The sequence below is a fragment of the Paratractidigestivibacter faecalis genome, from assembly GCF_003416765.1.
Classification (GTDB): domain Bacteria; phylum Actinomycetota; class Coriobacteriia; order Coriobacteriales; family Atopobiaceae; genus Paratractidigestivibacter; species Paratractidigestivibacter faecalis.
Map to the genome: position 1 here is coordinate 1,002,870 of NZ_QSNG01000001.1, position 25,836 is coordinate 1,028,705.

At 66.4% G+C, this 25,836-nt stretch carries 16 protein-coding genes and 7 tRNA genes; 3 read left to right on the forward strand and 20 right to left on the reverse strand.

Features of this window, described 5'->3' with window-relative positions; all coding sequences use genetic code 11:
* Window positions 1–205: 205 nt before the first annotated feature.
* Window positions 206–2,890 (reverse strand): valine--tRNA ligase, encoded by a 2,685-nt coding sequence (locus DXV50_RS04460; RefSeq protein WP_117204988.1) that lies wholly within the window; start codon window positions 2,888–2,890, stop codon window positions 206–208.
* A gap of 97 nt (window positions 2,891–2,987) precedes the next feature.
* Here DXV50_RS04460 and DXV50_RS04465 point away from each other — a divergent pair, with 97 nt between their 5' ends.
* Both DXV50_RS04465 and DXV50_RS04470 read left to right on the forward strand, forming a co-directional pair.
* A complete protein-coding gene (locus tag DXV50_RS04465; RefSeq protein WP_117204989.1) occupies window positions 2,988–3,818 on the forward strand; it encodes a TatD family hydrolase in 831 nt (276 codons plus the stop codon).
* 83 nt (window positions 3,819–3,901) lie between these two features.
* Window positions 3,902–5,026 (forward strand): glycosyltransferase family 8 protein, encoded by a 1,125-nt coding sequence (locus DXV50_RS04470; protein WP_232817455.1) that lies wholly within the window; start codon window positions 3,902–3,904, stop codon window positions 5,024–5,026.
* A 164-nt stretch (window positions 5,027–5,190) separates the two neighbouring features.
* Here the strand turns inward: DXV50_RS04470 and clpX are convergent, their stop codons facing one another.
* The 9 genes from clpX to DXV50_RS04515 all read right to left on the reverse strand — a co-directional run bounded on the left by clpX (window position 5,191) and on the right by DXV50_RS04515 (window position 15,346).
* Complete coding sequence (gene clpX, locus DXV50_RS04475) at window positions 5,191–6,498, reverse strand: ATP-dependent Clp protease ATP-binding subunit ClpX (protein ID WP_407416947.1); 1,308 nt, start codon at window positions 6,496–6,498, stop codon at window positions 5,191–5,193.
* A complete protein-coding gene (locus tag DXV50_RS04480; protein WP_117204990.1) occupies window positions 6,498–7,115 on the reverse strand; it encodes an ATP-dependent Clp protease proteolytic subunit in 618 nt (205 codons plus the stop codon). The genes clpX and DXV50_RS04480 overlap by 1 nt, the downstream gene beginning before the upstream one ends.
* A gap of 81 nt (window positions 7,116–7,196) precedes the next feature.
* A complete protein-coding gene (gene tig, locus DXV50_RS04485) occupies window positions 7,197–8,537 on the reverse strand; it encodes a trigger factor (RefSeq protein ID WP_157966964.1) in 1,341 nt (446 codons plus the stop codon).
* A gap of 69 nt (window positions 8,538–8,606) precedes the next feature.
* Window positions 8,607–8,693 (reverse strand) — tRNA-Leu (locus DXV50_RS04490).
* A 133-nt stretch (window positions 8,694–8,826) separates the two neighbouring features.
* Window positions 8,827–12,042 carry a carbamoyl-phosphate synthase large subunit gene (gene carB / locus DXV50_RS04495; protein ID WP_117204992.1) on the reverse strand — a complete coding sequence of 1,072 codons (3,216 nt, stop codon included), beginning with the start codon at window positions 12,040–12,042 and terminating at the stop codon, window positions 8,827–8,829.
* A complete protein-coding gene (gene carA, locus DXV50_RS04500) occupies window positions 12,042–13,295 on the reverse strand; it encodes a glutamine-hydrolyzing carbamoyl-phosphate synthase small subunit (RefSeq protein WP_232817456.1) in 1,254 nt (417 codons plus the stop codon). Before carA ends, carB begins: the two co-directional genes overlap by 1 nt.
* Before the next feature lie 367 nt (window positions 13,296–13,662).
* Complete coding sequence (gene gdhA / locus DXV50_RS04505) at window positions 13,663–15,018, reverse strand: NADP-specific glutamate dehydrogenase (protein WP_117204994.1); 1,356 nt, start codon at window positions 15,016–15,018, stop codon at window positions 13,663–13,665.
* A 172-nt stretch (window positions 15,019–15,190) separates the two neighbouring features.
* Window positions 15,191–15,264, reverse strand: a tRNA-Gly gene (locus tag DXV50_RS04510).
* Window positions 15,265–15,269: 5 nt separating this feature from the next.
* Window positions 15,270–15,346: transfer RNA gene (locus tag DXV50_RS04515), tRNA-Pro, on the reverse strand.
* Between the two features lie 249 nt (window positions 15,347–15,595).
* Here DXV50_RS04515 and DXV50_RS04520 point away from each other — a divergent pair.
* Complete coding sequence (locus tag DXV50_RS04520; protein WP_117204995.1) at window positions 15,596–16,525, forward strand: diacylglycerol/lipid kinase family protein; 930 nt, start codon at window positions 15,596–15,598, stop codon at window positions 16,523–16,525.
* Between the two features lie 95 nt (window positions 16,526–16,620).
* Here DXV50_RS04520 and ptsP read toward each other — a convergent pair whose 3' ends face one another.
* From ptsP to rplT, 10 genes are all read right to left on the reverse strand, one after another.
* Complete coding sequence (gene ptsP, locus DXV50_RS04525; protein ID WP_117204996.1) at window positions 16,621–18,324, reverse strand: phosphoenolpyruvate--protein phosphotransferase; 1,704 nt, start codon at window positions 18,322–18,324, stop codon at window positions 16,621–16,623.
* Window positions 18,325–18,492: 168 nt separating this feature from the next.
* Window positions 18,493–19,497 (reverse strand): 1-phosphofructokinase family hexose kinase, encoded by a 1,005-nt coding sequence (locus tag DXV50_RS04530; protein WP_117204997.1) that lies wholly within the window; start codon window positions 19,495–19,497, stop codon window positions 18,493–18,495.
* A 182-nt stretch (window positions 19,498–19,679) separates the two neighbouring features.
* Window positions 19,680–19,756 (reverse strand) — tRNA-Arg (locus DXV50_RS04535).
* A 9-nt stretch (window positions 19,757–19,765) separates the two neighbouring features.
* Window positions 19,766–20,353 (reverse strand): NUDIX hydrolase, encoded by a 588-nt coding sequence (locus tag DXV50_RS04540; protein ID WP_117204998.1) that lies wholly within the window; start codon window positions 20,351–20,353, stop codon window positions 19,766–19,768.
* 8 nt (window positions 20,354–20,361) lie between these two features.
* Entirely contained in the window at window positions 20,362–21,168 is an 807-nt protein-coding gene (locus DXV50_RS04545) for a DNA/RNA non-specific endonuclease (protein ID WP_117204999.1), read from the reverse strand.
* A gap of 72 nt (window positions 21,169–21,240) precedes the next feature.
* Window positions 21,241–21,316 (reverse strand) — tRNA-Lys (locus DXV50_RS04550).
* A gap of 9 nt (window positions 21,317–21,325) precedes the next feature.
* Window positions 21,326–21,401: transfer RNA gene (locus DXV50_RS04555), tRNA-Lys, on the reverse strand.
* 13 nt (window positions 21,402–21,414) lie between these two features.
* Window positions 21,415–21,490 (reverse strand) — tRNA-His (locus tag DXV50_RS04560).
* Between the two features lie 128 nt (window positions 21,491–21,618).
* Window positions 21,619–25,014, reverse strand: a complete 3,396-nt coding sequence (locus DXV50_RS04565) for a DEAD/DEAH box helicase (protein WP_117205000.1) — start codon at window positions 25,012–25,014, stop codon at window positions 21,619–21,621.
* Window positions 25,015–25,454: 440 nt separating this feature from the next.
* The gene (rplT, locus tag DXV50_RS04570) at window positions 25,455–25,820 is read right to left on the reverse strand and encodes a 50S ribosomal protein L20 (protein WP_117205001.1); all 366 of its coding nucleotides are present in this window, start codon (window positions 25,818–25,820) and stop codon (window positions 25,455–25,457) included.
* Window positions 25,821–25,836: the final 16 nt, after the last annotated feature.

Sequence of the window (25,836 nt, forward strand, 5' to 3'; positions counted from 1 at the left end):
AGGCCAGGAGGCCACCGCAACGGCAGGCCATGCATGCTGGTAAAGCCTCACAAGTACAATTAGGCACCCTACTTGCGCAGTGGGGTGCGTTCGCCACATGGGAGGAGCCCCGGCGGTTTCTCGGCAAAGCTCTTTGAGCGCGGTCTTTGCGCTCGTAGCTTTGCGAGAAAACCGCCGGGGCTCCGGACAGGTCTGCGAAACCGCCCTACTCGAAGTCCGCGATCTGGGACTTGAGCTGGTCGATGGTGGCGGTCAGCTCGGCTGCCTGGGCGCGCTTCTTCTCGATGACCTCGGGCGCCGCCTTGGCGACGAAGCCCTGGTTGCCCAGGGTGCGCTCGACGCTTGCGAGGTCCTTCTCGGCCTTGGCCAGCTCCTTCTTGAGGCGGGCGCCCTCGGCGGCGAGGTCCACCAGGCCGCCCAGGCCCACGAAGATCTCCAGCGTGCCGTCGGCAACGGAGACCGCGCCCTCGGCCTTCTGGACGTCGCCGCAGGCAAGCTCGCTCACGCGGCCGACGCTCTTGATGAAGCCCTCCTGGCCGGCCAGAACGGCGGCCTCGGCCTCTCCGCAGCGCACGGCCACCGCAAGCTCGACCTTGGGAGAGAGGCGGTAGCGAGCACGCGTGGAGCGCACGCAGGAGATGACGCGCTTGGCCAGCTCGAAATCGCCCTCGGCCTTCTCGTCAACGAAGGCGGCGAGCTCGGAGGGTTCGGGCCACTTGGCGACCATCAGGAACTCGGCGTCGTGGGCGTCGAGGCCGGAGGCCGGCAGGGCGTCCCAGACGCTCTCGGTCACAAACGGCATGACAGGGTGCAGCAGGCGCATGGAGACGTCCAACACGTAGACGAGGTTGCGCTGCACCTGGAGCTTCTCCTCGGGCGTGCCGTCCAGCAGGCGGCCCTTGCAGAGCTCGATGTACCAGTCGCAGACCTCGCCGCGGAAGAAGGACTGGATGTTGCGGGCGTAGTCGCCCAGGTTGTAGGTCTCAAGCTGCTCGGTGGCCTCGGAGACGGCGCGGGCAAGGCGGCTGAGCATCCAGGCGTCCTCGGGGGTCTCCACCCTGGGGGCGCCGGGCACGTAGCCGTCCAGGTTCATCTGGACGAAGCGGCTGGCGTTCCAGATCTTGGTGACAAAGCCGCGGGCCTGGTCGGTGCGGGGGCTGCCCAAAAGCTTCTTGGACTGCTTGTCGATGTCCGCGTCAAACTTGACGTCCTGGTTGTTGGTGATGAGCGTCAGCAGGTTGTAGCGCATGGCGTCCGCGCCGTACATCTTGATGAGCTCCATGGGGTCCACGCCGTTGCCCTTGGACTTGGACATGCGGCTGCCGTCCTTGGCCAGGATGGTGGCGTAGATGAAGACGTCGTGGAAGGGCACCTCGTCGGTGAAGTAGAGCGAGCTCATGATCATGCGAGCGACCCACAGGGCAATGATGTCGCGGGCCGTGACCAGCACCTTGGTGGGGTGGTGGGCCTCAAGCTCGGCAGTGTCGTCCGGCCAGCCCTGCGTGGCAAAGGTCCACAGCTGGGAGCTGAACCAGGTGTCCAGCACGTTCTCGTCCTGGTGCACGTGGTGGCCGCCGCACTTGGGGCAGACGTTGGCGTCCTCCATGAGGGCGTCGGACCAGCCGCAGTCCTCGCAGTAGAAGACCGGGATGCGGTGGCCCCACCACAGCTGGCGAGAAATGCACCAGTCCTTGAGGTTGTCCATCCAGGTGAGGTAGGTGTCGGTCCAGCGGGCCGGGTGGAACTTGACCTCGCCGCTCTTGACGACCTCGGTCGCGCGCTCCTTGAGCTTGTCCACGGCAACGAACCACTGCTCGGAGAGCCAAGGCTCCAGCGCGGTGTCGCAGCGGTAGCAGTGCATGACGGAGTGGTCCAGCTCCTCGATGTGGTCGAGCAGGCCGTGCTCGTCGAACCACTTGACGATGGCCTCGCGGCACTCGTCGCGGCTCATGCCGCTGAACTCGCCGTAGCCCTCGACGACGACCGCGTGCTCGTCGAAGACGTTGATCTGCTCGAGGTCGTGCGCCTGGCCCATGGCGTAGTCGTTGGGGTCGTGGGCGGGCGTGACCTTGACGAAGCCGGTGCCGTAGTTGGCGTCGACGTGCCAGTCGGAGAAGATCGGGATCTCTCGGTTGACGATGGGCAGCATGACCTTGGCGCCCACGAGCTTGGCCTTCTCGGGGTCGGACGGGCTCACGGCCACGCCGGCGTCGCCCAGCATGGTCTCGGGGCGGGTGGTTGCGACGGTGATGTACTCGACGCCGTCGACGGGCTCCACCAGCGGGTAGCGCATGAACCAGAGGTGGCCCTTCTCGTCGCGGTACTCGGCCTCGTCGTCGGAGATGGCCGTGGTGCAGTTGGGGCACCAGTTGACGATGCGCTTGCCGCGGTAGATGAGGCCGTCGTGGTACCAGTCGCAGAAGACCTTTCGCACGGCGCGGCTGAACTCGGGGCTCATGGTGAACTTCTCGTCAGAGAAGTCGATGGAGCAGCCCATGCGCTTGATCTGGCTGACGATGGTGCCGCCGTACTCGTGCGTCCAGTCCCAGCACGCGTCGATGAACTTCTCGCGTCCGATCTTCAGGCGAGAGACGCCCTCGCTCTTGAGCTTCTTGTCCACCTTGGTCTGCGTGGCGATGCCGGCGTGGTCGGTGCCCAGGATCCAACGGGTGGAGCGGCCGCGCATACGGTTGTAGCGCACGATGGCGTCCTGGATGGAGTCGTCCATGGCGTGGCCCATGTGCAGGATGCCGGTGACGTTGGGTGGCGGGATAACGACGGTGCAGTCGCCCACGCCCTTGCTGCGCTGGTAGCAGCCGGCGTCCATCCACTTCTGTATGAGCTCGGGCTCCCGCTCCTGCGGGTCGTACGTCTTGGGCATCTCTTCCACGGTGGTTCCTCTCGCATGTGGCATAAAGAGCAGGTATAACAATCGGTATAGCAACCTTAGAGAATACCACGGCAGACGGCGGGAAGATGAGGCGAGCATGACTGTTGGCGGCGCAGAAGGCAAGAAGGCCCCGGCCCTCTTTGACGCCCACTGTCACCTTGACTGGGAGGCGGCCCCCGCGGCCGTGGCCCGCGCATGCGGGCAGAGGGGCGTGGCGCTGGCCTGCTGCACCGTGACGCCCCAGGCCTTCCTGGCGGCGCGGGGCGCGCTGGCCGCGCCCCCCAACGTGGTCCTCGGCGTGGGCGCCCACCCCTGGTGGGTGGCGGACGGCCGCGTGGGCAAGCAGGACGTGGACCTTGCGGCCGAGCTTGCGGCGGAGGCGCCCCTCGTGGGCGAGGTGGGCCTGGACTTCAGCCCGGCACGCTCCAACGCCGCGGGCAACCAGGCGCAGGTCAGGACCCTCACGCGCATCTGCGAGGCCGCCGCCGTGGGCGCCGGGGGCGACCCCGCGGGCCAGAGGGCCATCTCCCTTCACGCCGTGCGCTCCGCCGGCGCCTGTCTGGACGTCCTGGAGGCAACGGGCGCCGCCGCCCGCTGCCGCTGCGTCATGCACTGGTTCAGCGGCAGCTCAGACGAGCTCGGCCGCGCCCTGCGCCTGGGCTGCTCCTTCTCCGTGGGCGAGCGCATGCTGGCAACCAGGCGCGGCCGCGAGTACGCCCGCCAGCTTCCGGCGGCCCGCCTGCTGCTGGAGACCGACCTTCCCGACGGAGCCGGCCAGGGCGTGGGGGCAGACGGGCTTCTCGCCTCCCTAGACCGGGCGCTCACGGCGCTGGCGCAGGTCAGGGGTGTCGACAAGGACGAGCTTGCCGCAACGCTTGCCGCCAACGCGCGGACGCTTGCGGACGGCGTTTGCACCCTTGCGGTGTAGGTGAGGGTTTCCTTAGGCGGCCGCGCTCGGGCGCATGGTAAAGTTTTCTTCGCAACCTGCTGTCTCACACAGAGAAGGGGCCCATGAAGCCACTACGCAAGACGACGCCCTGCCGCAGCGCGCTCTCGAGCACCATGCTCGCCAGCTCGTCGCGCGAGCTCGGCCTTCCGCTCGACGACGTCGTCATCGTCTTTGCCTGCAGCGAGAACTTTGTCCCGTACCTCTCCGTTGCGGTGCAGTCCATCGTGGAGAACGCAAGCGCAGCCAGGCGCTATGACATCATCGTGCTCACGCGCGACCTCTCCCCCACCAGCATGATCACGCTCACGCGACAGACCAAGTCGGCCAACGTGGGCGTTGGCTTCCTGGACGTTGACGCCGCGCTGGGAGACATCAAGCTCCCCCACCACGGCCACTTCAGGCCCGAGACCTACTTCCGCCTTCTGGCCCCCTCGCTTCTGCCCGGCGTCAAGAAGGCCATCTACTTGGACTCCGACCTCATCGTCAACGCGGACATTGCGGAGCTGTTTGACACCGACGTGACCGGCTACCTGCTGGGCGCCACGCGCGACGCCGACACGCTCGGCCAGATGGATGGCTACGACGTCACCGTGGGCCCCTACCTGGAGAACGAGCTCGGCATGACCGACGCCCACGACTACTTCCAGGCGGGCGTGCTTCTGATGAACCTGGCCGAGATCCGCCGCCAGGTGAGCCCGGAGCAGTTCCTTGACCTGGCCACGCAGCGCATGTGGCGCTGGCTTGACCAGGATGTCCTCAACCGCGTGGCCGACGGCGAGTACGTGCGCATCCATATGAAATGGAACTACCTCATGGACTGGCAGCACCTGCGCCGCACGCATATCGTCAAGAACGCCGCGCCCGATGTGCGCCAGGAGTACGAGGAGGCCCGCCAGGACCCCAAGATCGTGCACTTTGCAGGCCCCGACAACCGTCCCTGGCTCTACCCGGACGCGGACGGCGCGGACCTCTTCTGGCGCTACGCCATGCACTCCCCCTACCTGGAGGAGATCCGCGCCCAGCTTGAGGAGTCGCGCGACTCCGTGGCAGGCCTGGCCAAGCGCCTGCAGGTCATCATGCTCTACAAGGGCATCATGCCGGCCTTCGACAAGACTTGCCCCGGCGGCACCAAGCGCCGCAGCGCCATCATCCGCATCTACGACAAGCTCGGCGGCACCCGCCTCTAGCCGAGAAGCGCTTCACGCCGTGAACGCCTGCTGCCGCAATTCAGCCGTTCACTGAACGCCTGAATCGAAGCCCCAGGTGTTCACGACAACCGCCACCCAAACGCAAAGCGGGGCCGCAGCCATTCCAGGCTGTGGCCCCGCCTCAACTTCTTGCCCAGCCGGCGCTAGTTGGCGTGCTTGGCGTGGCTCTTGGACACGATGGTGGGCTTGGCGCCACCGCCGACGGACTCCTTGGTCACCACAACGCGGGTGATGTCCAGGTCGCTCGGCAGGTCGAACATGGTGTCCTGCAGCGTGGACTCGCAGATGGCGCGCAGGCCGCGGGCGCCGGTGCCGCGGGAGAGCGCCTGGCGAGCAATCTCGCGCAGGGCCTCGTCCTCAAACTCCAGCTCCACGCCCTCGAGCTCGAACATGCGGCGGTACTGCTTGACCAGCGCGTTCTTGGGCTCGGTGAGAATGCGCACCAGATCGTCCTCGGTGAGCTCCTTGGTGCTCGTTATGACCGGGATGCGGCCGATGAACTCGGGGATCATGCCAAACTTGTGCAGGTCCTGCGGCATGACCTCGGCCATGAGGGCGTCCTCGTTCTCCTCGACCTTCTGGCCAAGCTCGGCGTTGAAGCCGATGCCCTTCTTGCCAATGCGGTCCGCCACGATCTTGTCCAGGCCGACGAAGGCGCCGCCGCAGATGAACAGGATGTTGGTGGTGTCGATGCGAATGAGCTCCTGCTGGGGGTGCTTGCGGCCACCCTGGGGCGGAACGCTGGCCTCGGTTCCCTCGATGATTTTGAGAAGGGCCTGCTGTACGCCCTCGCCGGAGACGTCGCGCGTGATGGAGAGGTTCTCGGCCTTGCGGGCGATCTTGTCGATCTCGTCCACGTAGACGATGCCCACCTGCGCACGCTCCACGTCGCCGTCGGCGGCGGTGATGAGCTTGAGCAGGATGTTCTCCACGTCCTCGCCCACGTAGCCGGCCTCGGTCAGCGTGGTGGCGTCGGCGATGGCGAAGGGCACCTCGAGGAAGCGCGCCAGGGTCTGGGCAAGGAGGGTCTTACCCGTACCGGTGGGTCCGAGCAGCAGGATGTTGCTCTTGGCGATCTCAACCTGCTCCTCGCCCTCCTCGACCTCGTCGTTGCCGGAGAGGATGCGGCGGTAGTGGTTGTAGACGGCCACGCTCATGGCGCGCTTGGCCTGCTCCTGGCCCATGACGTACTGGGAGAGCTCGTCGTAGATCTCGTGCGGGGTGGGAAGCTCCTTGATGGGGGCCTCCTCGGGAACCTCCACGATGTCGTCCACGTCAAGCTCGTCCACGGGCTGGCCGATCATGTCGGCGCAGGCGCGGATGCACTCGTCGCAGATGAAGACGCCGTTGGGGCCCTGGACCAGCTTGCTCACCTGGCTGCGGCTCTTGTGGCAGAAGGAGCAGTGCATCTCCTGGTGGCCGAGGTCGCCGTTGTTGTCCATGGATGCCATTAGCGCTCCTGGCCGTCGTTGCGGGAGGAGATGACCTTGTCCACCAGGCCGTAGGCGCAGGCTTCCTCGGCGCGCATGTAGTTGTCGCGCTCGGTGTCGGCATTGATGCGCTCGATGGGCTGGCCCGTGGCCTCGGCGAGAAGCTCGTTCAGGTGCTGGCGGATCCAGCGGGTCTCGTCGGCGACGATCTGGATGTCGGTCTGCTGGCCGGAGACGCCGGAGCTCGGCTGGTGGATGAGCACCATGGAGTTGGGAAGCGCCAGGCGCTTGCCCTTGGCGCCGGAGGCCAGGATGGCGGCGCCCATGGAGGCGGCCATGCCCACGCAGATGGTGGAGACGTCGGGCTTGATGAAGTTCATCGTGTCGATGATGCCCAGGCCGGCGTAGACGTCGCCGCCCGGAGAGTTGACGTAGAGCGAGATGTCCTTGTCGGGGTCTGCGCTCTCGAGCTGCAGGAGCTGGGCGATGACCAGGTTGGCGGAGTCGCGCGTGACCTCCTCGCCCAGAAAGACGATGCGGTCGTTGAGCAGCCTCGAGTAGATGTCGAAGCTGCGCTCGCCGCGCGGGGTCTGCTCGACCACGTACGGGATGAGCGGGGTGTTGGTGGGATAGTGCATTGGTCCTCCTGTTCATTGAAGCATGCCCCGGGAGAGACGGGCTCCCCGGGGCATGCGAGAGGTGCAGGTGAGGAGACGAGCCTACTCGGCGGACTCGGCCTTCTGGGCCTCGGCACGCTCGGCGACCTCGTCCTTGACGGTCACCTTGGCGTTCTCGACCAGGTAGTCGAGGGCCTTGGTGCGCTTGATGGAGTCGCGGATGGCGGGCAGGCGGCCCTGGTCCTTCCACTGCTTGACGGCAGCCTTGACGTCCTCGATGCCGGCGCGCTCGAACTCGGCCTCGACGTCGGCCTCGGTGGCCTCGAAGCCCATCTTCTTGGCGACGGCGTCCAGGGCCAGAGACTGGCGGGCGCGCTCGTCGGCCTGGGCGTGGAGGTCGGCGATGAAGTCATCGGCCTTGACGCCACGGGCGGCAAGGTACATGTCAAGGGAGATGTTCTGGCGCTGGAGCTGGGCCAGGAACTCCTGGGCGAGCTCGTTGAAGATCTCGTTCTTGTAGTTCTCGGGGACCTCGTCGAGCTGCAGGCGCTTGCCCATCTCCTCGACGACGCGGTCCTCCTTGAGCTGCGGCAGAGAGGTCTTCTTGTCGGCCTCGATCTCCTCCTTGACGGCCTCGCGGAGCTTCTCGACGGTCTCGTAGCCAAAGTTCTTCTTGGCGAGCTCGTCGGTGAGCTCGGGGGTGACGGCCTTCTTGATGGCCTTGACGGTCACCTTGACGGAGAACTTGTGCTCGTGGACCTCGCCCTCGTGCTCGTGGGACTTGACCCACTCGACGTCCTTGGTCTCGCCGGGCTTCATGCCGACGATGGCCTCCTGGAGCTCGGCGGGGAGCTGCATGCCGTTCAGGGTGACGGTGCGGTTCTCGGCGGCGAGGTGGCCGGCGCCCTCGACGTTCTGGATGTCGACGCCGATGACGTCACCCTCGGCGACCTCGCGGTCCTCGTCGGTGTCCTCGTAGGTCATCTGGTAGGAGAGGAGCTGGTTGAGCTGCCAGTCGATCTCTGCCTCGGTGACCTCCTCGGGGGGCATGTTGACCTCGGGGGCGTCATAGCTCTCGAGCTCGGCCTCGGGGCGGACGTCGATGGTGACGGTGGCCTCGTAGTCGGAGTGCTCCACGACGAGGGCGGGCTCGTCGCCGAAGGAGATCTGGCCCAGCGGGGTGACGTCGAGCTCCTCGACGATGGCGGGGTCGGCGGCGTTGAGCAGGTCGTTGGTGGCCTGGGCGAGGATGGACTCGAGGCCCATCATGTTGTTGATGATGGGGCGGGGAACGTGGCCGCGACGGAAGCCCTGGAAGGCGTACTTGTTGGCGATCTCCGCGTAGGTCTTCTTGATGGCCGCGTCGACGTCGGCGGCAGAGATGGTGACCTTGGCGGTCAGCTTGTTGTCCTGAGGCTGCTCAGGGGTGACGGTGATGTTCAACGTTCCTCCAGTGTCTCGTACCTCGGCGGGCTTCTCCCGTCGAATGAATGCCCTGTTGAACGTGCGCATTGGTGCGGGCGAAAGGACTCGAACCTTCACGGGGTCTCCCCCACTGGAACCTAAATCCAGCGTGTCTACCAGTTCCACCACGCCCGCATTACGGCGCACAGCCTTTGAATGATACCAAACTTCAGGGTCTGGTATACCCTCGCGCACCACTCCCACAAGATAAGGGCCGCGCAGGCGAAAAGCCCGCGCGGCCCCAGGGGTCAAGCCGGAGCGCAGCTCCCTACTTGGGGAGGTCCTGCAAGGCGTAGACGTCAAGCGGGCCCCTGCGCGTGGCGGAGATGGCCTGCACCAGGGCGGTGGCGCCGCTGATGGTGGTTGCCATGTCGATGCCGCGCGAGACGGCCTCGCTGCGAAGGACCGAGCCGTCGCCGCGGGAGCTGTGGCCGTGGGGCGTGTTGATGAGGAAGCTCACCTTGCCCTCTGCCATGAGGTCGGCGATGTTGGGGTGCCCCTCGGAGACGCGCTTGACCACCTCGCACGGAATGCCGGCGGCGTGCAGCGTCTTGGCCGTGCCGCGGGTGGCCACCAGGTCGTAGCCCAGGTGCACGAGGGACAGGGCCACGGGCGCCACGGAGCGCTTGTCGCGGTCGCAGACAGAGATGAAGACGGTGCCTGCCTGGGGCACGTCGTAGTCGATGGCCTCGCGGGTCTTGGCGTAGGCCTTGGGGAAGGTCACGTCCAGGCCCATGACCTCGCCGGTGGACTTCATCTCGGGTCCCAGGGTGACGTCGGCGCCCGGGAAGCGGCTCCAGGGCATGACGGCCTCCTTGACGGCGTAATAGCCGCGCTCGGCGTCCTCGGCGGGCAGGCCCAGGTCGCAGATCTTCTCGCCGCTCATGATGCGGGCGGCGTACTTGGCCAGGGGCACGCCCGTGGCCTTGGACGAGAAGGGCACGGTGCGGCTGGCGCGCGGGTTGAGCTCGATGACGAAGACCTGCTCGTCGCGGACGGCGTACTGCACGTTGAGGAGGCCCTGGATGTGACAGGAGAGCGCCAGGCGGCGGGTGGTCTCGCGAATCTTGGCCACGATCTTGTCGGACAGCGAGAAGGGCGGGAAGCAGCAGGCGGAGTCGCCGGAGTGGATGCCGCACTCCTCGATGTGCTCCAGGACGGCGCCCACGTAGCACTGCTCGGTGTCGCAGAGTGCGTCCACGTCGAGCTCGATGGCGTCCTCAAGGAAGGCGTCGAGGTAGACGGGATGGTCCGGCGAGACCTGGGTGGCGGCGGCCATGTACTTTACGAGGTCGTCGTCATCGTAGACGATGGCCATGCCGCGGCCGCCCAACACGTAGCTCGGGCGGACGAGCAGCGGGTAGCCCACGCGGCGGGCGACGCCCTTGGCCTCCTCCACGGTCTCGGCCGTGGAGCTGGGCGGGTAGGCAATGTCCAGACGGTCGAGCAGGCTCGCGAAGCGGTCGCGGTCCTCGGCCAGGTCGATGGCCTCGGGCTGGGTGCCCATGATGGGCACGCCCGCCTCCTTCAGGCGCTTGGCCAGGTTGATGGGGGTCTGGCCGCCCAGGGTCACGATGACGCCCGCGGGCTTCTCGACCTCGATGACGTTCATGACGTCCTCGAAGGTGAGCGGCTCGAAGTAGAGGCGATCGGAGGTGTCGTAGTCGGTGGAGACGGTCTCTGGGTTGCAGTTGACCATGACGGTCTCGTAGCCCTTGGCCTCCAGCGCGTAGGCGGCGTGACAGCAGCAGTAGTCGAACTCAATGCCCTGGCCGATGCGGTTGGGGCCCGCGGAGAGGATGACCACGCGCGGGCGGGCGGCCTCGTGGAACTCGGAGGCGCCGCCGCGCTCGTAGGTGAAGTAGTGGTAGCTCGTGCGGCTGGCAAACTCGCCGGCGCAGGTGTCCACGGTCTTCACCAGCGGGCGCACGCCCAGGACCTCCCGGACGGCACGGACGGTGTCGTCGCGCTGGCCGGTGAGGTGGCCGATCTGGGCGTCGGAGAAGCCCATCTGCTTGGCGGCCAGCATGTGGGCGGCGTCCATGCCGGAAAGGCCCAGCTCGCGGATGCGGCCCTCGGCGGTGACGATGTCCTGGATGCGGTGGAGGAACCACTGGTCGATGCGGGTGAGCTCGAAGACGCGCTCGACGCCCCAGCCGCGGCGCAGGGCCTCGGCCACGTACAGGATGCGCTCGGGCGTGGGCGTGGCGACCTTCTCCTCGAAGCTCTCCTCGTCGAAGTCGTCGTGGCCGTCGGCGCCCAGCCCCGCGTGTCCCTGCTCCAGCGACCTCATGGCCTTCTGCATGGCCTCCTCGAAGGTGGAGCCGATGGCCATGACTTCGCCCACGGCCTTCATGCGCGTGGAGAGACGGTCAGAGGCGCCCTTGAACTTCTCGAAGGCAAAGCGCGGGATCTTTACCACGCAGTAGTCGATGGACGGCTCGAAGCAGGCCGGCGTGGAGTGCGTGATGTCGTTCTGGATCTCGTCCAGGGTGTAGCCCACGGAGAGAAGGGCGGCCATCTTGGCGATGGGGAAGCCCGTTGCCTTGGAGGCCAGGGCCGAGGAGCGGCTGACGCGCGGGTTCATCTCGATGACGATGACGCGGCCGTCCTCGGGGTTGACGGCAAACTGCACGTTGGAGCCGCCGCAGGCCACGCCGACGCGCTCCAGGATGGCGATGGAGTAGTCGCGCAGGCGCTGGAGCTCGTAGTCGTTGAGGGTCTGGCAGGGGGCCACGGTGATGGAGTCGCCGGTGTGGACGCCCATGGGGTCGAGGTTCTCGATGGAGCAGACGATGACGCCGTTGCCGGCGACGTCACGCATGACCTCCATCTCGATCTCCTTCCAGCCCTCGATGGACTGCTCGACCAGGACCTCGGTCTCAGGGGACAGGGCCAGGCCCTGCTCGCAGATGCGCAGCAGGTCGTCGTGGTCGTAGGCAATGCCGCCGCCGGCGCCGCCCAGGGTGAAGGACGGGCGGATGACGGCCGGGTAGCCCAGCTCGTCGACGATGGCCTCGCACTCCTCGATGGTGTGGGCGATGCCGGACTTGGCCACCTCTAGGCCGATGTCCTTCATGGCCGCGGCAAACAGCTCGCGGTCCTCGCCCGTCTCGATGGAGTCGATGTCGCAGCCAATGACCTCGACGCCGTACTTGTCCAGCACGCCGGCGTGGGCTAGGGCCACGGCGCAGTTGAGGCCGGTCTGGCCGCCCATGTTGGGCAGCAGGGCGTCGGGGCGCTCCTTGGCGATGACCTTTGCCACGGAGTTGGCCGTGATGGGCTCGATGTAGGTGCGGTCTGCGGTCTCCGGGTCGGTCATGATGGTGGCCGGGTTGGAGTTGACCAGCACGACCTCGTAGCCCTGCTCGCGCAGGGCCTTGCAGGCCTGGGTGCCGGAGTAGTCGAACTCGCAGGCCTGGCCGATGACGATGGGGCCGGAGCCGATGATGAGGATCTTCTTGATGTCGGTGCGCTTGGGCATTAGAAGCGCCTCCCCTCGCGGACGTCGATGGCAAGGTAGTCCTCGACCCCGTCCATGAGGCGCGCGAAGGCGGCGAAGGCGTACGTCGAGTCGTTGGGGCCGGGCTTGGCCTCGGGGTGGTACTGCATGGAGAACGCGGGCAGGTCGAGGAACTGGATGCCCTCGGGCGTGCCGTCGTTGAGGTTGACGTGCGTGAGGCGGATGCGGCCGTAGCGCTCGCTCATGACCACCGGCGCCACGTGCCTGGAAGACCAGAAGCGCAGGTCGGAGGGGTGCTCGGTCACGCCGTCGGAGAGCTCGGGCACAAGCGGGCCGAAGGTCGGGAAGACCGGGCCGTAGTTGTGGTTCTGGGCCGTGATCTCAACCTTGCCGGTGAGCAGGTTCATCACCGGCTCGTTGCCGCCGTGGTGGCCGTATGGGAGCTTCTCCACCTGGCCGCCGGCGGCAAGGGAGATGACCTGGTTGCCCAGGCAGATGCCAAAGACCGGGAGCTTGCCCAGGCAGGCGCGGACGGCCTCGACCACGGGCGGGACGGTCTCGGGGTCTCCGGGGCCGTTGGAGAAGAACACGCCGTCGGGGTCGAGGGCCAGTGCCTTCTCGGCGGGGGTGTCCCAGGGCACGACCGTGACCTCGCAGCCAACGGCGGCAAGGCGCTTGGCGATGCCGGCCTTCTCGCCGCAGTCGTAGGCCACCACCTTGTGGCGGCACTCCCCCTTTGCCGGGATGACGCAGGGCTCCTTGCAGGAGACGTCGGCCACGTAGTTGTGGTCCGCGATTGCCGCGGAGGCCTGGACGCGGGCCACGAGGCTCGCGGGGTCGAGGTCGGTGGTGGAGATGGCCGCCTTCATGGCACCGCCCTCGCGGATGCGCAGGGTGAGGGCGCGCGTGTCCACGTCCTCGATGGCCACTATGCCGCGCTCGGCGAGGAAGTCCGGCAGGGACTTCACGGACTGCCAGTTGCTGGGCTGGTAGCACATGTCATGGACGATGAGGCCGGCAAGCGCGAGCTCGCGCGACTGCATGTCGACCTCGTTGATGCCGTAGTTGCCCACCTGCGGGTAGGTCAGGGTGACGAGCTGGCCGGCGTAGGAGGGATCGCTCACGATCTCCTGGTAGCCCACCATAGAGGTATTGAAGACGACCTCACCGAAGGTCTCTCCCTCGGCACCTGCGGAGCGACCGAAGAAGTAGCTCCCGTCCTCCAAGGCGAGAAGCGCCTCGGGGTGCCTGCCGCCATCGACGAGCAGATTCACAGCAACACCGTCCTTTCCATGCGTGCGCCCGTAGGGCCGCCGGAGCTGAGAGCCCATAAAAAACGGAGCACCGTTGCAACGACACTCCGAAAGGCTCTGTCAGGTTCTGACGCTATGGACGCCTTTTCGGTATCTCGTACCGCGTTTAAAGGTCTTTGCAAGTATAGCGACATGTCTCGCAATGCAAGCCGCAATCAATCAGACTGCAACATTACTCACTCTACCTGCGCATTTACAAATGGTATGTTAGCCTGACTAACATTTAGTTAGTATCAATTTGGCAAGTTCTTCCCAGCAAGGAAAAGGACCCGGGAAGAAGGTCTCCCCGGGTCCTTTGGACGTGCTCTGCGGCTGCGGCCGGATGGCGCTAGCAGACGCCCTGGGCCATCATGGCATCGGCGACCTTGAGGAAGCCGGCGATGTTGGCGCCCATGACGAAGTTGCCCTCGTGGCCGTACTCGCGGGCGGTGTCGTCCACGTTGTGGAACATGCCGCGCATGAGCTGCTCGAGCTTGCCGTCGACCTCCTCGAAGGTCCAGGAGAGGTGCTCTGCGTTCTGGGACATCTCCAGGCCGGAGACAAGCACGCCGCCGGCGTTGGCAGCCTTGCCGGGCATGAAGGCGACGCCGTTCTTCTGGAAGTACTCGGTGGCCTCGATGGTGGTCGGCATGTTGGCGCCCTCGCCCACGACCTTCACGCCGTTGGCGACGAGGGCCTCGGCGTCCTCGAGGTGCAGGGTGTTCTCGCGGGCGCAGGGAAGCGCGATGTCACAGGGGACCTTCCAGACGCCGCGGCCGTCCTCGGCGTGCCAGGTGGCACCGGGACGCTCCTCCACGTAGAGGGCGAGGGAGACGCCCTTGTCGTGGCCGGAGCGCTTCTTGTTGTAGATGCCCTCCAGGACCTTGTAGTCAATGCCGTCGGGGTCCTCGACCCAGCCCTTGGTGTCGGAGCAGGCCAGGACCTTGCCGCCGAGCTGGGAGACCTTCTGGATGGCGTAGATTGCAACGTTGCCAGAGCCGTGGACGACGACGTTCTTGCCCTCGAAGGAGTCGCCATTGCTCTTGAGGTACTCGTCCACGAAGTAGACCAGGCCGTAGCCGGTGGCCTCGGTGCGAGCCAGGGAACCGCCGAAGGAGAGGCCCTTGCCGGTCAGGACGCCGGTCCACTCGTTGCGGATGCGCTTGTACTGGCCGAACATGTAGGCAACCTCGCGGCCGCCGACGCCCAGGTCACCGGCGGGGACGTCGGTGTTGGGACCGATGTGGCGGCAGAGCTCGGTCATGAAGGACTGGCAGAAGTGCATGATCTCGTTGTTGGACTTGCCCTTGGGGTCAAAGTCGGAGCCGCCCTTGCCACCGCCCATGGGAAGGGTGGTGAGGGAGTTCTTGAGGATCTGCTCGAGACCCAGGAACTTCAGCATGCCGAGGGTGACCGTGGGGTTGAAGCGCAGGCCGCCCTTGTAGGGTCCAATGGCGGAGTTGAACTCGACGCGATAGCCGCGGTTGACCTGGACCTTGCCCTCGTCGTCGACCCAGGGCACGCGGAACATGATGACGCGCTCGGGCTCGACGAAGCGCTCCAGCAGGGATGCCTCCTCATACTCGGGGTGGGCGTCCAGCGCGGGCTGGATGGTGCCGAGGATCTCGGTCGCGGCCTGGAGGAACTCGGTCTGCTCGGGGTAGCGCTGCTTGAGCTCCGCCAGGACCTTCTCGGTGTAGGACATGCCATGCTCCAATCATTGAGCTAAAAACGTCATTGAGAAGAATACGTTTGTCCGACTTCTTGAAAGGCAAAGTGACCCGACGCGTAACTTTTTGTTGTGGCGGGCGAAACATTCCATACATACGCCCAGCTAGACAACAAAAAAGCCCGCTTGCGCGGGCCCTTAGGATCTATGGAGCGGGTGACGGGAGTCGAACCCGCGTCATCAGCTTGGAAGGCTGAGGTTCTACCGTTGAACCACACCCGCGAAGGTGGTCGGGGCGACTGGATTCGAACCAGCGACCCTCTGCTCCCAAAGCAGATGCGCTACCAAGCTGCGCCACGCCCCGGAACCGAGGGTTAAGTATAGAGGAGGCGGGCCGCGAGGGCAAGCGAGGAAGTCGCGAACCCAATTCAAGATGCGATTTGGGTTCGCGCCCGGGGCATAGGCGACGGCCTTTTGGCATCCGACTCCCAGCGACCTGCGGTTTTCTCGCCGCGTATACTCAGGGGGTCGGAAGTCGCGAACCCAAAACGTCAGGAAGAGGCCCTCAAGGTGCCTGGGCTCGCACGTTTTGGGTTCGGGAAAGGGGCAAAACATGCTTGGCTCGCCGCTTGGGCGCACGCTCGTCATCGCAAATCCCACAGCTCACAGTGGCCGCGGCGAGGACGGCGCCCGATTTGCCCAGGAGTTCCTCCAGAGCTACGCCTCGGCCACCCGAGGCTTCGAGGTCATGCGGACGCAGGGACCCGCAGACGCCACGCGCATAGCCAGGGGCGCCCGCGGATTTGACACCATCCTTGCCCTCGGCGGGGACGGCGTGATCCACGAGGTAGTCTGCGGCCTCATGGCCCTTCCGCGCGAGGCCCGCCCCCAGCTGGGGGTCATCCCCCTCGGCTCCGGCAACGACTACGCCCGCACGCTGGGCATGGCAAGAAACGACGTGGAGGCCGCGCTGGCCCAGCTCGTGCGCGGCCGCGCACGCCACGTGGAGGTGGGCCGCGTCAACGGCATGCCCTTCATGCAGACCCTCTCGTTTGGCCTGGACGCCGCCATCGCGCTGGACACCACGAACCGCCGGGCCGCAGGGACCTCCCAGGAGGGCGAGGCGCTCTTTGTCACGTCGGCCCTGCGCATTCTCTCCAACGCCCGCGAGGGCTTTGCGGTCCGCGCCTCCTTTGACGGAGAGAAGACGCAGGACCTCTCCACCATCATCTTTGCGGTGCAGGTGGGCCCCTCCTACGGCGGCGGCTTCAAGATCTGCCCCAATGCAGACCCCACCGACGGCCTTCTGGACGTCTGCTACAACGTCAAGCTGCCCGCTCTCCCCCGCCTCATGTCGCTGCTCGCCCTGGCAAGGCTCGGCCGCCACACGGGCTCCTCGGTGGTGAGGCTCAGGCGCTGCCGCTCCCTCACGCTGGACTTTGAGCGCGAGACGCCCTGCCAGGCAGACGGCGAGAAGGTCTGCGGCACGCACTTTGACGTGCAGGTCGCGCCCGACGCACTTGGCGTCATCTTCCCAAGCTAGGCCCGCCCACGCGGTCACGCGCAAACAGAGAGGCGCCCCAGGCCACGTGACCTGGGGCGCCTCGTTTGGTTCAGAGCAGCTCGCCGGAGAATGTCCTAGCGGGCAGCGGCCTGCAGCATTGCCTTGACCTCAGTGGCGGTCTTGAGCTGCATGACCTTCTCGGTGAGGGCGTCGGCGTCGGCCTTGCTCCACTCGGAGATGATGCGACGGGTGCGCAGGATGGACGGCGCGGAGACGGAGAACTCGCCCAGGCCGAAGGAGAGCAGCACCGGGATGAGCAGCGGATCGGCCGCGGCCTCGCCGCACATGCCGACCATGATGCCAGCCTTGTTGCCCTCCTCGATGATGCGCTTGAGGGAGCGCAGGACGGCCGGCTGGTAGACCTCGTAGAGGTAGCCAACCTTGTCGTTGCCGCGGTCGGCGCACATGGTGTAGCCGATGAGGTCGTTGGTGCCGATGGAGAAGAAGTCGCACTCGGCGGCGAGGTCGTCGGCGATGAGGGAGGCCGCGGGGGTCTCGATCATGGTGCCAACCTCGATGTCCTTGTTGTAGGACACGCCACGGGCGTCAAGCTCGGCCATGCACTCCTTGACGAGGGCCTTGACCTGGCGAATCTCGTCGATGTTGGTTACGAGCGGCACCATGATCTTGATGTCGCCGAAGGCGGACGCGCGCAGAAGGGCCGTGAGCTGGACCTTGTACTGGTCCGGGTTGTTCAGGCAGTAGCGGACGGCGCGGAAGCCCATGAAGGGGTTCTCCTCCTTGACGAGGTGGAGATACGAAATCTCCTTGTCGCCGCCCACGTCGAGGGTGCGGATGATGACCGGCTGGTCCTTCATGCGCAGCGCGACCTTCTGGTAGGCCGCGAACTGCTCGTCCTCGGAGGGGAGCTCCTTGGCGTCCATGAAGAGGAACTCGGAGCGGAAGAGGCCGACGCCCTCGCAGTCATGCTCGGAGGCGACGTTGGCGTCGTCCGGGTTGCCGATGTTGGCGACGAGCAGCTTCTTCTCGCCATCGGCGGTCACGGTCTCCTTGCCGCGGTAGGCCTCGAGGGCGAGCTTCTCCTCGGCGTACTGCTTGGCCTTGGCACGGTAGTGCTCGAGGTCGTGGTCGGACGGGGTGGGGATGACCTTGCCGTTGGTGCCGTCGACGACGACCATGTCGCCGTTCTTGATGTTGGAGGTGGCGTCGGCCACGGAGAGGACGGCCGGGATCTCCAGCGCGCGGGCGATGATGGCGGAGTGGGAGGTGCGGCCGCCGGTCTCGGTCACGATGCCGGCCACGTTGTCCTTGTCGATGTCGGCGGTCATGGACGGGGTGAGCTCGCGCACCACGACGATGGAGTTCTCGGGCAGCGTGGAGAGGTCCACGAGCTCCTGGCCCAGCAGGTCGGCGAGAAGGCCGGTCTTGACGTCGGCGACGTCGGCGGCGCGCTCGCGGAAGAGCTCGTCCTCCATGTTGGAGAACATGTTGTAGTACATGTCGTAGGCCTCGGAGACGGCCTGCTCGGCGCACATGCCGCTCTCGATGGAACCGTTGACCATGTCACGGATGCCCTCGTCCTCGGCGAACTCGATGTGGGCGCCCATGATGGCGGCGGCCTCCTCGCCGACGGTCTTGGTCATGCGCTCGATCTGGGCGTTGGTCTGCTCGATGAACTTGGCGACCGCGGCCTGGTAGCGCTCCTCCTCGGCCTTGGCGTCCTCAGGCGCGTGCGGCGTGAAGGACAGGTCAGGCTCCACGGCGACGCGAGCGACGCCGATGCCAATGCCGTCAGATGCGTTGACTCCCTCGTACATTAATGCCCCCTACGTTCCGGCCGCGGTGCGGCCACTTCCCTAGAAAATGACTCGCCGCATACCACTGGTATGCGGCGTGTGAGCCAGGTTTTATAGTAACCGCACTCGCGGATTGTTTCCACCAGATGTTGCGGTCGTGCTCCGGTTGCCCCAACGCAGCGAGAAGCCCTACTCGGACTTGACGGTGATGCCCTCGTTGGCCTCGGCGCGAGCGCGGTTCTCCTCGATGTCGCGGGCGATGGTGCCGGGCATGGCGCGGCCCATCTTCTTGTAGAGGGCCGTGACCACGCGGTCGATCTTGGCGCGTTTGGCGATGCCGTTGCTGGCCGCCGTGGCGGTGCCACAGGCGGAGGCGAAGATCAGGGCAGTCTCGTAGTCCTCGCCGCTCGTGACCTTGGCCAGGAAGCCGGCCACCATGGAGTCGCCGGCGCCGGTGGCGTTGACGAGCTTGACCTTGGCCGTGGGGACAATGTGCTCCACGCCGTTCTCGTCAAGCAGCAGCGAGCCGTGGCCGCCGCAGGAGATGATGACGTTGCGCGCGCCCTCCTCGTGCAGCTTGTGCGCGTAGGGCATGCACTCCTCGGGGGACTCGATGCTGACGCCGTAGATGCGGCCGACCTCGTGGTTGTTGGGCTTGATGAGGAAGGGGCGGGCCTTGAGGGACTCCATGAGGAGCTGTCCGGGGGCGTCCACGACGAACTGGATGCCGCGGCCGGCGAGCTTGCCCATGATCTGGGTGTAGATGTCCTCGGGAAGCGAGTTGGGGATGGAGCCGGTGAGGACGAGCGTGTCTCCGGCGCGGACGACGTCCATGCGCTCCAGGAGCTCGTCGACCTTCTTCTCGGGGATCTTGGGGCCCATGCCGTTGACCATGGTCATGACGATGCCGTTTAGCTTGATGTTGATGCGGGTGTTGCCGCGGTCGAGGCGCACGAAGTTGGACGCGATGCCCTTATCCTGCAGCTCGGTGAGCAGGTAGTCACCCGTGAAGCCGCCGGCGATGCCCATGGCGATGCTGGGGACGTCGAGCTCCTTGAGGAGGGTGGAGATGTTGATGCCGTTTCCTCCGCAGTACAGCTCCTCGGAGCTGGAGCGGTTGGTGAAGCCCATGTCGAGGGTGAGGGGGTGCATAACGTAGTCAAGTGCCGGGTTCAACGTCATCGTGTAAATCAACGCGATCTCCTTCCGACCGTCTGCTCTCAAGCTTTCAGTATGCAACATCCCGAAGTTCGTTCGCGCGTAAAAATCGACCGTTTACGGCTCTTGGCAAAGAATTTTTAGCCAACTCGTCACAAAAAATAGATACAAGTGACAAAAAGGGCCAGGCGAAAAACCCGCCCGGCCCGCAGATGCGATGGTGCGCCCTGAGGGATTCGAACCCCCGACCTTGAGATTAGAAGTCTCCTGCTCTATCCAACTGAGCTAAGGGCGCAAGCGTTGCCTATTCTAGCACCCCGGCGGCCCGGGCCGCCAGCACGCCACAGACCGTCTTGGAGTCCTGGATGGCGCCGGCAAGGACGGCCCGCACCACGTCGGCGGCAGGCAGCCACGCCGCGCGCAGGAACTCCCCCTCGTCCGGACAGGCTGGGCCCTGGGCAAGCCCCGTGGCCAGAAAGACGTCGGTCTTCTCGTCGGTAAAGCCGGGAGAGCCGTAGACGCGCACGAGGTGGCGCAGGTCGGATGCCACAAGGCCGGTCTCCTCGGCAAGCTCGCGAACGGCGGCCGCGCGGGGCTCCTCGCCGGGCTCCAGGCGGCCGGCGGGAATCTCCAGCGTCACGCGGCCGAGCGCGCAGCGGTACTGGCGGACCAGGCAGACCCTCCCCTCCCGCACGGCAACCACGCCGACGCCGCCATGATGGCGGGCTATGAAGCGCGGGGCGCGGGCGCCGTCGGCCGTCTGGACCTCAAGGCGCTCGGCGGCAAAGACCGGCGTCTGCGCCAGCGTCTGGGCATCGACGACCTTCTCGGCAAGTGCGGGGTCTGGGGCAAGGGCGTCCCGCACGCTAGCGGGGACCTCAGGGGAATCCATGGCGCCTCCTAGTAGGCGGAATACTCGCCGGTTGCGTAGTCAATGGTGAAGCCGTAGGCCGTGTTGAAGACCTCGACCTCCTGGTCAAGGGTACCGTCCGAGCTCCTCACGTCCACGATGACGCTCCTGGGCAGAAGCTCGGAGCCCTCGTATACGGGCGTGGCGCAGTACCAGACGGTGCCGCCGGGATGGGCGTCCAGCCAGTCACGCGCCAGGACCTCGGTGTGGGCCATGCCGCCGTCCTGGCCGGTGTTGTCTCCCACGTTCTGGGTGCGCGTGCCGCAGACCAGGTTCTCAATGCGGTTCTGCCCGCCCAGGGACTTTGCCACCAGGTGGCTGCGGTTGAAGAGGTAGCCGTTGTAGACCGAGCCGTCCGGGTTGGTGATGGTCACCTTGGCGTTGTGCCCCCAGCCGGAGGGGTGCAGGTCGGAGAGGCCGTCCCTACTTGCGGCCTCGCCCCGGAGCATGAGGTCGTAGGTGACGTTGGCCACGCAGCGGCCCGCGCGGCCCAGGCTGTCAAGCGGCGCGTAGCGAACCTCGCCTGCGGGCACGTCCTCGTCCACCACAGCGGGCCCGATGACGCGGTAGTAGTCCGGAAAGGCAACTGGGTCCCAGCCCGTCCACCAGGTCTGGCGGCTTGCAGACTCGGCTTGCGTCTGGGAGGAGGCCTGGTAGCCGGCCTGCTGAACCGGCTGGTTGGAGGCGGCCGGCTGGGAGAGGTCCACTCCCAGGTACGCCGCAAAGCCGACAACAAGGGCAAGCGCGGCCGAGACGGCCCTTCTCTGCAGGCGAGAAACCCTTCCGCGTCTGGCCAAGATCTTCTCTCCTCCCGACGTGCCGAGATAGCAAAAGACCGGACATCCGAAGATGCCCGGTCATTCAGTTCGTGGTGGATCGTCAGGGGTTCGAACCCTGGACCTTGGGATTAAGAGTCCCCTGCTCTACCAGCTGAGCTAACGATCCGTAATGAAATGGTGGATCGTCAGGGGTTCGAACCCTGGACCTTGGGATTAAGAGTCCCCTGCTCTACCAGCTGAGCTAACGATCCATATTCCATTAAATGGGGTGGGTGAAGGGTCTCGAACCCTCGACCTACGGAGCCACGGTCCGTCGCTCTACCAACTGAGCTACACCCACCATTTGCTTCCCTCACAGGCAGCTCGTTTATTATGCAAACTCCCAGTCGCCAATGCAAGCACTTTTTTGCCGCAAATCGAAAAAAGTTCTCGATTCCCGGTCTCAGACGCCTCGAAGACGGCGCGCGCCTACTCCGTTCCCGCAGACGCCCTGCCCAGAAGGGCCAGGACGTCGTCGCGCGTAAGCGTGGCCGACCTCACGGCCTCGCCATCAAGCACGCTCTCGGCAAGGCCCCGCTTGGACTCCTGCATCTTGAGTATGCGCTCCTCGACGGTGCCCTCGCAGATGAGCTTGAAGACCGTGACGTCACGGCGCTGACCGATGCGGTAGGCACGGTCGGTTGCCTGGTCCTGCGCGGCCACGTTCCACCACGGGTCGTAGTGGATGACCACGTCAGCCGCGGTGAGGTTGAGGCCCACGCCACCGGCCTTGAGGCTCACCAGGAAGACGTCGGCCTCCCCCTCCTGGAAGCGGCGCACCAGCCACTCGCGGGCCTCCTTGCTCGTCTGGCCCGTGAGCTGGAAGTACGAGAGGTGCGCCTCCGAGAGCCGGGAGGCCAGGAGGTCGAGCATGCTCGCGAACTGCGAGAAGACCAGCACCTTGTGGCCGGCGTCCACCGCCTGCGAGACCAGCTCCAGGCAGGTCTCGAGCTTGGCGCTGCCGTCCTGGTAGCCCTCTATGCACAGGCGTGGGTCGCAGCAGATCTGCCGTAGGCGCGTGAGCTCCGCCAGCACCTTGAGCTTCTCGCGGCCGAGTCCGCTCGGGTCCCCCGCGCGCACCATGTGCTGGACCTGCAGGGCTATGCGGTCCTGGTGGGCAAGGTAGAGCTTCTTCTGCCTGGGGCCCATCTGGGCCATGACCACGCTCTCGGTCTTCTCGGGAAGGTCTGCCAGGACCTCGGTCTTGAGGCGCCTGAGCACGAAGGGGCCGACGGCGCACTGCAGGAGCCTCTGGCCCTCGGCCTCCCCCGCCTCCACGGGACCCTCGTAGCGCTTGGCAAACTGGTCGCGGGTGCCCAGGTAGCCGGGCATGAGGAAGTCGAAGATGCTCCAGAGCTCCGCCAGGCGGTTCTCTATGGGCGTGCCCGTGAGGGCCAGGCGGACGTCGGCGTCAAGGCACTTGACGGCCCGCGTGACCTGGGCCTTGGGGTTCTTGATGTACTGCGCCTCGTCGAGCACCACGCGCGAGAGGTGCAGCGGCGCGTACTCCTCAACGTCTCGGCGCAGGAGGTCGTAGGAGGTCACCAGGACGTCCGCGCCCTCGTGCCCGCCGATGAGGACGCGCCGGGCGGCCTTGGTGCCCAGCACGGCCACGGCGGCAAGGCCCGGCGCGAAGCGGGAGATCTCGCTCATCCAGTTGTAGACCAGGGAGGCCGGGCAGACGACCAGCGTGCACCCGCCGCGACCGGCCTCCTTCTGCGCCAGCACGTGGGCTATGACCTGCAGCGTCTTGCCCAGGCCCATGTCGTCTGCCAGGATGCCGCCAAAGCCCAGGCGCTCGAGGGTGCCCAGCCACCTGAAGCCGTCCTCCTGGTAGCCGCGAAGCGTCGCCTCGAGCCCCGCCGGGACGTCTATGTCGGCGTCGCCGTAGGACTCGAAGTCCCGCACGATCCGGCGGAAGCCGGCGTCGCGCTCCAGGCGAACTCCGTCGGCCCGCTCCAGGAGCGCGTCTATGAGCAGGGAGCGCGCCGAGGCAAGGCCCGCCCTTCCCGCGGCGAGCTCCTCCACAGAGACGCCCAGGCCGTCCGCAAGCTCCTGGGCAACCTTGAGGTTGTCGCCAATGCGCACCAGGTCACCGCTGGTGAGCCGCACGTAGCGCTGTTGGCGAGAAAAGCCGTCCAGGTACTCGACGAGCTCCTCCTTGGTGAGGCCGGAGGCGCCCAGCTCCACGTTAAGCAGGTCGCTCTTTACCGTCGCGCGCACCGAGAGGCTCGGCGCCGGGCGCACGCGGATGCCCCGCAGGCGCTCGGAGAGCAGCACCTCGCCCAGGTCGTCGAGCTCGGAGAGGCCGTCGGTGAGCAGACGGAAGAGCAGCTCCTCGTCGTCCTCGCCAAAGCGGTAGTCGGGCTCGCCGGGGGCGGCGCCGCCCAGCGGGAAGTAGTCGGCAAGCACGTCGCAGACGTGGTACTCGGCGGCGAGGTCTCGCTGGGGCTGGCCCTGCGCCTCGGGGGCGCCGGGGGCGCCGGACCAGTCGCCGTAGGAGACGGCCGCGTCACAGAAGACCGAGCCGTCCTTCTCGCCAATGCGAAAGCGAAAGGAGGGTGCGGGCGGCGCCATCTGGTCAAGGGAGGCCGGGGCGGCAAGGTCGCACCAGGCGCGCAGGACGGGCAGGACCGAGCGGCAGAACTCGCCCACGTCGCGAGAGCTCACATGGGAGCTGCCGGCCGCGGCCAGCACGGAGACGATGGGGGCCGCCTTGCGGGCAAACTCCTCGTCTGTGCGCTGCGCCCGGGCGGCGTCCACCACGTAGCAGGCGTCGCCGGAGAGCAGCACGCGGACCTCTGGCGAGAGGCGCACGTCAAGGCCGTCTGCTGCGTCTGCCGTGACGGTGCAGACGGGCCGGGGCGTGCCGACGGAGACCTGAAGGTCGTCGCCACGGACGTTGAAGAAGCCGTCGGAGAGCTCGACCTCGACGCCTTGCCCCTGGAGGACGTCCAGCACGCGGATGGCGTCGGCATCCGAGAGGGCAAGCGCCCGGGCGGGGGCCTGCGCGCGCATAGCGTTGAGGGTACCGCGCAGGTCGAGGGCCACCTGCGACTCCACGATCTGCGTGACCAGGCCGGCAAGCCGCCAGGAGGCCTCGTCAAAGGCCGAGGGCACGTGAATGACCGAAAGCCTCTTCCCGTAGGCGACCTCGGCCCCCTCGCGGCAGGCCTGGGCAAACGCGGTGACGCTCTTGACCACGTAGGAGGCCGCACCGCGCGCGACGGAGAGTTTGAGCAGGAAGTTCTTCTCGCCAGAGCCGCGGCCCGGAAGGCAGAGGGTGGGCTCCAGGCGCGCGAGCTCGCGGCGGGAGGCGCCGAGCGGGCGGGCGGCCGCGGCCTCGTCAAGGCGCTGCCGCGTGGACCGGCCGAGAAGGACGCTCATGCCCTCGCTCGTGGGCCGCTCGACCGCGGCCCCGCCGCTTGCATGCGATTGTGGTCTGTCGGCGCCGCGGAAGCGTCCGGAATCGCATGCAAACCGCGAGGCGGCGTCGGGGCCCTCCCCTGCGGGTACGTCCCCAAGCGAGACGAGCGCCAGGGCTATCTCGTGCTTGCACATGCCGGGGTAGCGGGCGGCCGCCGGGCAGGTACAGGAGTAGTCGAGGACCTCCCCAGCAGAGACGTCCAGGTCGACGGTCACGGAGTAGTAGGAGCCGTCGGAGCCCTTGACGCGTCCGGCCAGCCCGACGGTCGAGCCGACGGCGCCGGCGCGCTTGGCCATGGGGAGCACGTCTCCCCTGCGGGCGAGCCTCATGGCCCGCGAGTACGTGGAGTCAAGCGCCGCCTCGGCTCTGAGGGCCCGTATGATCTTCTCGTCCGCCAAGCGGCACCTCCTTTGAGACTAGCCAACCATAGCCGATAAGGGCAGGCGCCGCGGGCATAAAAAAGGGGCGGAGCCCGATGCTCCGCCCCGAAGGTCTGTACTTTGGACTCGCCCGCTCTCTGGACTCGAAGGGATGGGGACGCCTTGCGTCTGGGACCCGTCGGTGCCGTCGTCGTTGGCCGATGTCGGCGAGTGCGCTCGCCCGGGTGTTAGAAGGCCTCGGAAGCGCCGGCGGGTCCGAAAGACGCTGAATCTTCTTGGTTCACTGGACTCGCCTCCTTGGTCGGTCGCTTGCTTGTAGCGACTCCCTTTGTTTGATGTCATTATGCCCACCCCACGGCGGCTAAACGTGAGAACCATCCCACACTCCGCCAACGGCACAAAAACAGCCCCGAACGGAAAATCCGTCCGGGGCTGCGATGCGCGTTTCTGGCCTTGCGCTACTCGGCGTCGGCGATGGCCTTCTTGGCGACCTCGGCGAGGTCGGCGAAGGTCTGCTCGTCGGAGTAGGCAATCTCGGCGAGGACCTTGCGGTCCAGCTCGACGCCAGCGAGCTTCAGGCCGTGCATGAACGTGCTGTAGGACATGTCGTTCATGCGGGCGGCAGCGTTGATGCGCTGAATCCACAGGCCGCGGATGTCGCGCTTCTTGTTGCGGCGATCACGGTACTGGTACTGGCCGGAGTGCTGGGCCTGCTCCTTCATGCCGCGGAAGGTGCGGGAGGAAGTGCCGTAGTAACCCTTGGTGCGCTCGACGAGAGTCTGACGCTTCTTACGACCGGCGACTGCGCGCTTGACACGTGCCATATCTAATCAACTCCTT